12 protein-coding genes are annotated in these 9,497 nt (G+C 39.9%); 4 read left to right on the top strand and 8 right to left on the bottom strand.

Going from position 1 to position 9,497, the window contains the following annotated elements; translation table 11 throughout:
- Nucleotides 1-107 precede the first annotated feature (107 nt).
- On the bottom strand, nucleotides 108-299 hold the full coding sequence (locus P767_RS18720; protein WP_026763049.1) for an iron-sulfur cluster assembly protein: 192 nt from the start codon (nucleotides 297-299) through the stop codon (nucleotides 108-110).
- A gap of 131 nt (nucleotides 300-430) precedes the next feature.
- On the opposite strand from P767_RS18720, the gene P767_RS0100970 reads away from it, so the two are divergent.
- Together P767_RS0100970 and P767_RS0100965 are read left to right on the top strand one after the other, a co-directional pair.
- Entirely contained in the window at nucleotides 431-1,081 is a 651-nt protein-coding gene (locus tag P767_RS0100970; protein ID WP_026763048.1) for a carboxypeptidase-like regulatory domain-containing protein, read from the top strand.
- 6 nt (nucleotides 1,082-1,087) lie between these two features.
- On the top strand, nucleotides 1,088-1,981 hold the full coding sequence (locus tag P767_RS0100965; protein WP_026763047.1) for a 3-hydroxybutyryl-CoA dehydrogenase: 894 nt from the start codon (nucleotides 1,088-1,090) through the stop codon (nucleotides 1,979-1,981).
- Here P767_RS0100965 and P767_RS0100960 read toward each other — a convergent pair.
- Nucleotides 1,976-2,866, bottom strand: coding sequence for a hypothetical protein (locus P767_RS0100960; RefSeq protein WP_026763046.1), 891 nt, complete (start codon nucleotides 2,864-2,866; stop codon nucleotides 1,976-1,978). The two genes, P767_RS0100965 and P767_RS0100960, sit on opposite strands and share 6 nt — an antisense overlap.
- The gene (gene ribD / locus P767_RS15180) at nucleotides 2,863-3,918 is read right to left on the bottom strand and encodes a bifunctional diaminohydroxyphosphoribosylaminopyrimidine deaminase/5-amino-6-(5-phosphoribosylamino)uracil reductase RibD (protein WP_037351484.1); all 1,056 of its coding nucleotides are present in this window, start codon (nucleotides 3,916-3,918) and stop codon (nucleotides 2,863-2,865) included. Before ribD ends, P767_RS0100960 begins: the two co-directional genes overlap by 4 nt.
- A 39-nt stretch (nucleotides 3,919-3,957) precedes the next feature.
- On the opposite strand from ribD, the gene prmC reads away from it, so the two are divergent.
- On the top strand, nucleotides 3,958-4,812 hold the full coding sequence (gene prmC, locus P767_RS0100950) for a peptide chain release factor N(5)-glutamine methyltransferase (RefSeq protein ID WP_026763045.1): 855 nt from the start codon (nucleotides 3,958-3,960) through the stop codon (nucleotides 4,810-4,812).
- A 6-nt stretch (nucleotides 4,813-4,818) separates the two neighbouring features.
- On the opposite strand, the gene P767_RS0100945 is transcribed toward prmC, so the two are convergent.
- From P767_RS0100945 to pepT, 4 genes are all read right to left on the bottom strand, one after another.
- Entirely contained in the window at nucleotides 4,819-5,214 is a 396-nt protein-coding gene (locus P767_RS0100945; protein ID WP_026752356.1) for an ExbD/TolR family protein, read from the bottom strand.
- A gap of 1 nt (nucleotide 5,215) precedes the next feature.
- A complete protein-coding gene (locus P767_RS0100940) occupies nucleotides 5,216-5,899 on the bottom strand; it encodes a MotA/TolQ/ExbB proton channel family protein (protein ID WP_037351481.1) in 684 nt (227 codons plus the stop codon).
- Nucleotides 5,900-6,011: 112 nt separating this feature from the next.
- The gene (locus P767_RS0100935; RefSeq protein ID WP_026763043.1) at nucleotides 6,012-6,941 is read right to left on the bottom strand and encodes an SPFH domain-containing protein; all 930 of its coding nucleotides are present in this window, start codon (nucleotides 6,939-6,941) and stop codon (nucleotides 6,012-6,014) included.
- A gap of 27 nt (nucleotides 6,942-6,968) precedes the next feature.
- Complete coding sequence (gene pepT / locus P767_RS0100930) at nucleotides 6,969-8,222, bottom strand: peptidase T (protein WP_026763042.1); 1,254 nt, start codon at nucleotides 8,220-8,222, stop codon at nucleotides 6,969-6,971.
- Between the two features lie 93 nt (nucleotides 8,223-8,315).
- On the opposite strand from pepT, the gene P767_RS0100925 reads away from it, so the two are divergent.
- Nucleotides 8,316-8,870 carry a hypothetical protein gene (locus P767_RS0100925; RefSeq protein WP_026763041.1) on the top strand — a complete coding sequence of 185 codons (555 nt, stop codon included), beginning with the start codon at nucleotides 8,316-8,318 and terminating at the stop codon, nucleotides 8,868-8,870.
- A 145-nt stretch (nucleotides 8,871-9,015) separates the two neighbouring features.
- Here the strand turns inward: P767_RS0100925 and P767_RS0100920 are convergent, their stop codons facing one another.
- Nucleotides 9,016-9,471 carry an FKBP-type peptidyl-prolyl cis-trans isomerase gene (locus P767_RS0100920; protein WP_026763040.1) on the bottom strand — a complete coding sequence of 152 codons (456 nt, stop codon included), beginning with the start codon at nucleotides 9,469-9,471 and terminating at the stop codon, nucleotides 9,016-9,018.
- Nucleotides 9,472-9,497 lie beyond the last annotated feature (26 nt).

Raw genomic sequence — 9,497 nt, 5'->3', positions numbered from 1 at the left:
CAATAATATTCTTAACTCCCCCCAGCACTTTCTGATCATCTTTTCGGGTGCTGGTAGTATTGGCAGTAAAATTAACAGTCACTTTTGCCTGCTTATTAACCAGCAGTTTAATGGCATTTTTCACTTGCCGTGCGCATCATGTCTTTCATGGGACAGGCAGGCGTAGTTAAAACGATGGTGAAGCTTACGGCGTCTCCGTCAATCACAATATCTTTTACCATGTTCAGGGTTACCAGGTCCTTTCCTAAATCTGGTTCCTGTACATTACTCAATGCCTGTAATACTGCTTCGTTTGTCATGGTTAACGCAAGTTTTTGTTAAAATCAATGATAAGGTGCAAAGTTAACAACCTAGCACTTTACTTTGTTGTGAAATGCGGAGAACAAATCAAAATAGTACCTTTGTATCCCTTTAAACCAGTGCTGCCTATATGAATAAAATTACATTAGCCTTTTTTTTGATACTGACAGGGTTGGGTTGGACGAATAAGGCGGTTGCACAGCAAACAAATCCCTACAGAGATTCCATTGTGCAATTGTATGGCGTTATCATGACAGCAGACAGTTTAAGAGGCATTCCCTCTGCATCTGTAATAGTGGAAGGCAAAGGAAGAGGAACCATTACCAGCTACGACGGGGTCTTTTCAATTGCCGTAATGAAGGGAGACCGGATTACATTCAGCAGTATTGGTTTTAAAAATAATAGCATACAGATTCCCCTTAACCTCGAAAGCAATCAATACAGTGTTATTCAACTACTGGTAAGCGATACTGCCTATTTACCAGCAACCATATTAAAACCAAGGCCTACCCGGGAGCAATTTGAAAGAGACTTCCTGAACAATCGATTCCCGGATGATGCTTACGAAATTGCCAGAAAGAATACCGATGAAGCCACACGCAGAATTATGCTGAACAGCTTACCGGCTGATGGCAGGGAAGCGGTGAATTTTCAGCTGAGACAGCAAACCAACAAATATTATTATGCTGGTCAGATTCCACCAATGAATATCATGAATCCGGCCGCCTGGGCAGATTTTATTACTTCCTGGAAAAGAGGAGATTTCAAACGAAAAAAATAATAACCGATGTCTGTATTTAATGTAACGGTAATTGGTGCAGGAACCATGGGAAATGGAATTGCACATGTATTTGCACAAAAAGGGTTTAAAGTGGTGCTGGTAGATGTACAGCAAGCACAGTTGGATAAAGCACTGCAAACCATTGGTAAGAACCTCGACAGAATGATCAGTAAGGGCTCTATCACTGATGCAGAAAAAGAAGAAACCATCAACAATATTGTTACAGATACCAAAATCAGTACTGGTGTTAGCAAAGCTGATTTGGTTGTGGAAGCTGCAACAGAAAACGAAGAATTGAAATTAAAAATATTTGCTGAAATAGACTCAGCAGCACCAGCCAATGCTATCCTGGCCAGTAATACTTCTTCTATTTCAATTACTAAAATAGCTTCAGCCACCAATCGCCCCAATAAAGTGATTGGTATGCATTTCATGAACCCGGTTCCTGTAATGAAACTGGTTGAAATCATCAATGGGTACGCAACAGACAAAGAGGTTACAGAAACCATTGTTACCTTAAGCAAACAACTGAATAAAGTACCTTCTGTTGTGAATGACTATCCCGGCTTTATAGCCAACAAGGTATTGATGCCCATGATTAATGAAGCCATCTACTCCTTATACGAAGGCATTGCCGATGTGGAATCCATTGATACTATTATGAAGCTGGGAATGGCCCATCCAATGGGACCATTGCAATTGGCTGACTTTATTGGACTGGATGTTTGCCTGAGCATTATGAATGTATTGTACAAAGGATATGGCAATCCCAAATATGCACCCTGCCCATTATTGGTAAATATGGTAACAGCCAAAAAACTGGGCGTAAAATCAGGAGAGGGATTTTACGTATATACGCCAGGCTCTAAGGAACTGGTGGTAAGCCCCCGTTTTTTATAATGCATTGCCAAAAGCAATCAGATAAATTGCAATAGCAGATAAAACAATGCCTGCCCAATTGATGGCAGATAGTTTTTCTTTAAAAAGAATAGCGGCAACCAGTGTACTGAATAATACTATTCCCATATTGTTAACGGGTATACTGGCACTGGTTTCCCATGGACTGTTCTGCAGAAAATGAACCAGGCACCAGATAGAAAAATAATTGGGTATACCAATGCAGATACCTGCAAGGATCTGATTTCTGTGAAATATCAGCTTCCGGGTTTTATATTGATACATCAGTACCACAAAGCCAATGGATGCTGCAGATAAAAAGCCTGAAATTAAAAAGGCATTATTGGTTTCCTTGGTAACATAGCTTTGTTGAACATGATTGATGAGCGCATCCAGAAAACCGCTCCCAATAAAAACCAATGCAGGCAAGCCTATTTTTTGAAACATAGAAAGATTGGCTGTTACACTTCCATCTCCTGATTGCGGATAACAGGTAAATACAACCGCAACCATCGCAAGCAAGATGCCGACAATTTCCCAACCCACCACCTTTTCACCATACAATACTACCGACAATATTACTGGAATAATCAAGGATAATTTATTGGCAACCGAAGCTACCGATACACCAATTTTCTGAGCCGTAATTCCTATTAAATTAAAACTGGTAATAAAAAGAGTACCCATCACCATGGCCCATTGAAACCAGGGCTGGCTAATTGAATTGGCATGAATGGGAAAGGAACCGTTAACTACAGAACCAGTTACAACACAAGTAATATAGTTGAAAACGATGGCGGGAAAAACGGGTATATTTAATCTGCCACATACTTTGAAAGAGAGCAGCAGATAGCTGGTTAATACAATGCTTCCGATTAAAAATATCATAGATCTTTTCTTTTAAAATATAGAACTGAATTATTCCCAACTGATTCTATTGAATCCGGAAGAAGGCCTTTCAGAACAGGCGCTTTTACTCCAACATCACTGGTCAGTTTAATAGCATCTGCACTTTTTATTACCCTGATTTCGTCCCAGCAATCTGCATCCAGAAAGCTTTGTAACAGGGATGCTCCACCCTCCACTAAAATACTTTGTATCTGTTGTTGATAGGCAAAATCCAGAATAGCATCAACCCAGCTATTCGCTTGAGGTAATTGAACATATTGAACAGCTCCTTCCTGTTTTGAAACTTTTTCATTAAAAACAATTGTGGGCTTCCCATCACTTAATAAATTGGATTGTTTCAACAAAGTCCCCTTACGGTCAATTACCATCCTGATTGGGCTGGGACCGGGAAAATATCGATTGTCCAATCTTGGATTATCGGTTAAAGCAGTTTGCGTTCCCACCAGTATGGCAGCTTCTTCCATTCGCCATCTATGAACCAGTTTTTGAGTGAATGAATTACTGATTGAAATTTCTGCATCTTTTCTTCCTATCCATCCATCGGCAGATTCTGCCCATTTTAGGATAATATTAGGTCGCTTTTTCTTATGAAAAAGAATGAAACGTCGGTTCAACCAGTTGGCTTCATCCTCCAGCACAGGTCCAATTACTTCCACACCGTTTTGGCGAAGCATGGCTATCCCCTTTCCATTTACTTCTTTAAAAGGATCCATACTTCCAATTACCACTCTCGGTATCTTGTTAGCTAAAATCAGGTTGGTGCAGGGGGGCGTTTTTCCGAAATGAGAACATGGCTCCAGGCTTACATATAAAGTGGAGTCTGATATTAAATGCTGCTCTGCTTCTGCAACACTATTAATACAATTCACTTCTGCATGCGCCTGCCCATATATTTCATGGTAACCTTCTCCGATAATTTTATCCTTATACACCAACACAGCCCCTACCATCGGGTTAGGGGCAACATTACCCACCCCTTTTAGGGCCAGGTCTAAACAACGCTGCATGAATTTTTGGTGAGGGATCAACATTAGCCTGTAAAAATAATCAAATGATGGTTACTTTGCAGCATGACTATTCTGGAAGCAAAGCAGTATATTATCCAGTCGATTCAATCGGTATACGGTGAAAGAGAAGCTGGCAATATTGCTGTTTTACTCATTGAGTATTTTACCGGATACAGCAGAATGAATCAGTTTCTTGAAAAAGATACAGGCTGGCCTGAACAGTCTGCTGAGTCACTTGAAGCAGCTGTTCTTCGTTTACAAAAAGGCGAACCCATTCAATATATCATGGGCAAAACCTGGTTTTACGGCCTTGAGCTAAAAGTGAATCATCACACTTTAATACCCCGGCCAGAAACAGAAGAACTGGTGGAGTTAGCAATTCAATACCTGTCTACATTATCAATAGCTCATCCCCGTATTCTGGAAGTTGGTACGGGTTCCGGTTGCATATCACTGGCTATTGCATCCCGTATGCCCAAAGCTTTAATAACTGCTATTGATATCAGCGAAGAAGCACTAAAGGTTGCGAAAGAAAATGCCAAACAGATCCAACACAATATTCATTTTAAACAGTTGGATTTTCTAAACAAAAGCAAATGGGCATCCCTTGGACAATTTGATATCATCATCAGCAATCCCCCTTATATTAAACAAACAGAAGCGAGCAGCATGCACAACAATGTGCTTGCCTATGAACCCCATACTGCTTTATTTGTAGCTGATAATGATCCGCTAATTTTCTATCAGGCAATAGCTGAATTCAGCAAGGCATTTCTGAAAAAACCCGGAGCCATTTTTGTAGAAATTAATGAACAACTGGGGAAAGAAACAAAAGCTGTTTTTGAACCTGGCTATCCCGTTACATTACACAAAGACATGCAGGGTAAAGAAAGAATGATTGCAGCGTATCAAAATTAATTTTCATTAGTTTTGGTCAACTGCCATAACCGGTGTTGCACCCAGCTTCTTAATAATCTGCATTACTTTGATGGAAGTACCTAAATGAGAAGTACTGTCACCATTGATAACCACAGTTGGTTTTTCATTTTCCTTAGATAAATACTCCTGTAATCTGGATTCAAGGGTTTCCAATGCAACCGGCTCAGCGCCTATAAATAACTGCTGGTTCTTGTCTACACTTATGACCACAGTTTGCTTGGCCTTGGTATCTGATTTGGCTTTAGGATTGGCCACTTTAATTACATTCGGATTCGCCAGCGTAGATACAATCAGAAAAAATAGCAATAAAATAAACAATATATCATTCAACGCACCCGTGTGCATTTCCGGACTTGACTTATATCTTTTACGGATGTTCATATTATCTGGTTGGCTCCTGTAAAATATCCATGAAGTCTGCACTGGCAGCTTCCATTTTATTGGCTGTTTTGTCTATTTGAGTGCTCAGAAAATTATGTCCTACATAAGCAATTAAGCCAATAATTAAACCAGTAGCCGAAGTAATCATTTTGGTATAAATGCCACCGGCAATGGTATTCAATGTGTATTCTCCGGTTGAAGCAATTCCATAAAACAACTGAACCATACCAATAATTGTTCCCAGGAATCCAAACATAGGTGCAATACCTGCAATTAATGATAAAATATTCAGGTTCTTCTCCATATTATACATTTCCAGCTTACCCACATTCTCCATACTTTTCTCAATGGCATCAATCGGCTTCCCTATTCTTTGCAATCCTTTATCTATCATTTTAGCTACCGGATTCTGATGAGAACGGGCATAGGTTTTGGCCGCCTGTACATTACCTGAAAGGATATGATCTCTTATAATTACCATGAACTGAGGATCAATCAAACCCGCCCTTCTGATGGCCAAGAGTCTTTCTGTAAAAACATAGATGGCAAGTATCAGCAAAAGGTACAAGGGATACATAATCCAGCCCCCCTTGTCGAGCAAAGTCCAAAGGGAAACCTTTTCGGCAGTTGCCATAGCAGCGCCGGCAATATTCTGAGCAGTATCAGTTTGTAATAAGTAAAACATGAAAATGGTTTAAAATGCGAATCTAAAAGGTTCTGCAAAAGAACAATGAATCGTGTATAAATAATGAGCCATTTTGTTAATTAGGAAAGCTTTTACACATCTTTTAAAATGACTAGCCCTTTGTTTCCTTCATTTTCATCATTGCCATAATCTGGCGCATATTGTCCTGCATGCCTTCCGGACTTCCATCCAGGAATATCACATTCCCCTTACCAATCTCGGCAAAGTTTTTAATGGCTTCTGTCCACATGCTGAATAAAATTACATTGGTATCCAGATTGGCCTGTTTCATTTCTTCTGCCGCCTGACTCATCCCCTTGGCTACTTCCTGTCTGAATAAAGCAACTCCCATCCCTCTTAACCGTGCTGCTTCCCTTTCTGCTTCCGCTGCAATTTTTATGGCATTCCCTTCTGCTTCTGCACCTTTGGTCTTCGTAATTAACAAAGCCTGTCCTTCATTCTCCGCAGCAGCTTTTAAATTATTACTGGCCACTACCCTGCTCATACTCTCCATAATTACCTGGTCAAAAGTAATATCATTAATCTGCAGATCTTGTAAATGATAACCCCACTCTTCCAAAGACTTATCAATCTGTTGCTTCACATCTTCCACAATTTCTCTTCTCAACAGCAGAATTTCAGCCTGTCTTTTGGTTGCAACAAAAGCCCGGATGGATCCCTCAACGGTTCTGATTAATGCCTGCATCAGGTCTTTTTCTGATATGAATTTAAAAGCAACGTTCTTAATGGTTTGCTCATCCTGGTTAATCACCGAATAGAGCAACATACTTTTGAAATAGACATTGGCCTGGTCTACCGTAACTGCCTGAAATTCCAATTCAACAGAACGGTTTTGAATACTTACAGTTTTATAAACCTGCTCTAATAGAGGAATTTTAAAATTTAATCCTGGCATTAGGATTCTGCGGTATTTTCCAAACATGGTAATTACCGCAATGGTACCCTGATTTACTGTTACCAAACCGGTAAAGACAATAATGATTGCCAACAGAAGCCACCAGTAATTCATTAAAAATTGCATAGTATAAAGTTTTAATAAAGATAGGGGCTATTTGTGCAGATTTTCACCCTTTTCTTCCCACACTTTTACCAGGTTCACCAATACTTCTACCGCTTTTTCCATATCATATACCCCAACCCACTCTTTTTTGCTGTGAATGGCCTGCATTCCCGTAAAAATATTAGGACAGGGCAAACCCATGAAACTCAACCTGCTTCCGTCGGTTCCCCCACGAATGGGCTCTTTTACAAAAGGCAGACGGGCATTGGTATAGGCTTCTTTTGCAAACTCAGTAATATAGGGATACCGGTCAATTACTTCCTTCATATTGCGGTATTGTTCCTCCTCTGCAAAATGGATATTCACTCCTGGATAATTCCCGCTAATCTCATGGGCAATCCGGATTATTTCGGCCTGATGATGCTTGAGTTGATTAGTATCAAAATCCCTGATGATAAAATCAATTCTTGCTTTCTCAGCAGTTCCCTCTACCTGTACGGGATGCACAAACCCCTGCTTTTTATCTGTTACCTCTGGTGCCAGTCTGTCTTTTGGCAAAGCAGCAATAATTTCTGCTGCCAGTTTAATGGCATTCACCATCCTTCCCTTTGCATACCCCGGATGTGCAATAACACCTTCTATATTTACCGAGAACCCATTGGCGCTGAAGGTTTCATCCTCAAATGTTCCCAGTTCGCCACCATCAAGGGTATACGCGAAATCTGCTCCCAGCAATTCCATATCGAGGTGATTGGTTCCCCTTCCTACTTCTTCATCAGGCGTAAATAAAATTTTTATTTCACCATGCAGAATGGAATCATCACTACATACTATTTCAGCAAAAGTCATTATGATGGCCACACCGGCTTTATCATCTGCCCCCAATAAAGTAGTTCCACTTGCGCTAATAATATCTTTCCCAATATGTTGATTTAAATAAGGCATTTTTTCCGGATCAAGCACAATACCGGTATCCTCTGGCAAAACAATGGATTGACCCTGATAATTTTTATGCAGGATGGGCTTAACATGGGTTCCTGAACAATCCGGAGCTGTGTCAATATGGGCACAAAAACAAAGTACAGGAAGGTCTTTGGAACTATTAGACGGAATGGTGGCATAAACATATCCATACTCATTAACCATTACATCCTTTACCCCTATTTGCTTTAGCTGCTCAGCCAGGAGGCTGCTTAAATTTCTTTGTTTTTCAGTAGTGGGTACTGTATTACTCTGCGGATTACTCTGCGTGTCTATCTGCACGTACTGCATAAATCGGTCTGCTACACTAACGGATGGCATTATTTCAGTTTTTCTGCAAAGTAAGAATAGTTGATTCAACTATTGCATTTGTAAAAAGAGATAGGTATTTTGGAGTAAACAAATTACCCCTCAATGAAAAAAACAATTATTGCCTCACTTGTAGGAGGAATCCTGCTGTTTATGTGGCAGTTTCTTTCCTGGACTGCTATCAATCTGCACAGCCCCTCGCAACAATATAGCCCTAAGCAGGACAGTATTCTTGCCATGCTAAAAACCCATTTAGACAAAGAAGGAGGTTATTATCTGCCCTCCGCACCTGCAGGCACTTCTTTTGAAGAAATGGAAAAACTGGCGCAGGACCAGATTGGCAAACCCTGGGCCAGTATACAATACCATGCAGCAATGGAATATAATATGGGATTAAATATGTTACGTGGGCTTTTAGCGAACATCTTTATTATCTGGCTGCTCTGCTGGATTCTGGGAAAGATAAATGCCAATAATTTCAACACCACATTTACTGCTTCTTTACTGGTTGGTATTATAGTATACCTCAACAGTAGCTACACGGGACATATCTGGTATCCTATGTTCGATATAAGGGCTTATTTAATAGATGCTTTGGTAAGCTGGGCATTGGTAGGCATCTGGTTAGGCTGGTGGCTGAACAGAAAAAAAGCTGCTTAATTTAAGTTCAATAAAACAATTGCACTTACTTAAAACAAGTATCTTCTAAAATAAAAGAGAGCGGAATCCGCTCTCTTTTATTTATAGCTTAAAGCATTACACCTTTTCAATTACTCTATGATTCATTTCATTAAGGAAATGAAAATTAAGGAGTGATGATGATAGACTTAGGACCATCAATGGCTACTAATTCCAAATCAAAAATCAACTCTTCACCTGCTAAAGGATGATTGGCATCCAATACCACTACCGCATCTTTTACTTCTACAATCATTACAGGAAAATTTTGTCCTGAACCATTGCTCATATTCAATTGCATGCCTACTTCAGGTACCATGTCTGCAGGAAATCTGTCTTTAGGAAATTCCATAATCATTTCCTCCTGTTTTGGACCATATGCCTGATCTGCCGGAATACTGATTGTCTTTTTTTCACCAATAATCATACCTGTAACACCATCATCAAAACCGGCAATTACCATACCGCTTCCAATTTCAAATTCCAATGGTTCTCTTCCCTCTGAGGAATCGAATGTGTTGCCATTGGTTAACTTTCCGTGATAATGTACTTTAACCTTATCACCTTTTTTTGCTTGTTGCATAAATAAATATTAAGCTGCAAAAATAC

The sequence above is a fragment of the Sediminibacterium salmoneum NBRC 103935 genome, assembly GCF_000511175.1.
Taxonomy (GTDB): Bacteria; Bacteroidota; Bacteroidia; order Chitinophagales; family Chitinophagaceae; genus Sediminibacterium; species Sediminibacterium salmoneum.
Note: the sequence above shows the minus strand (reverse complement) of the source record. Positions and strands in the feature narration are given on the sequence as shown.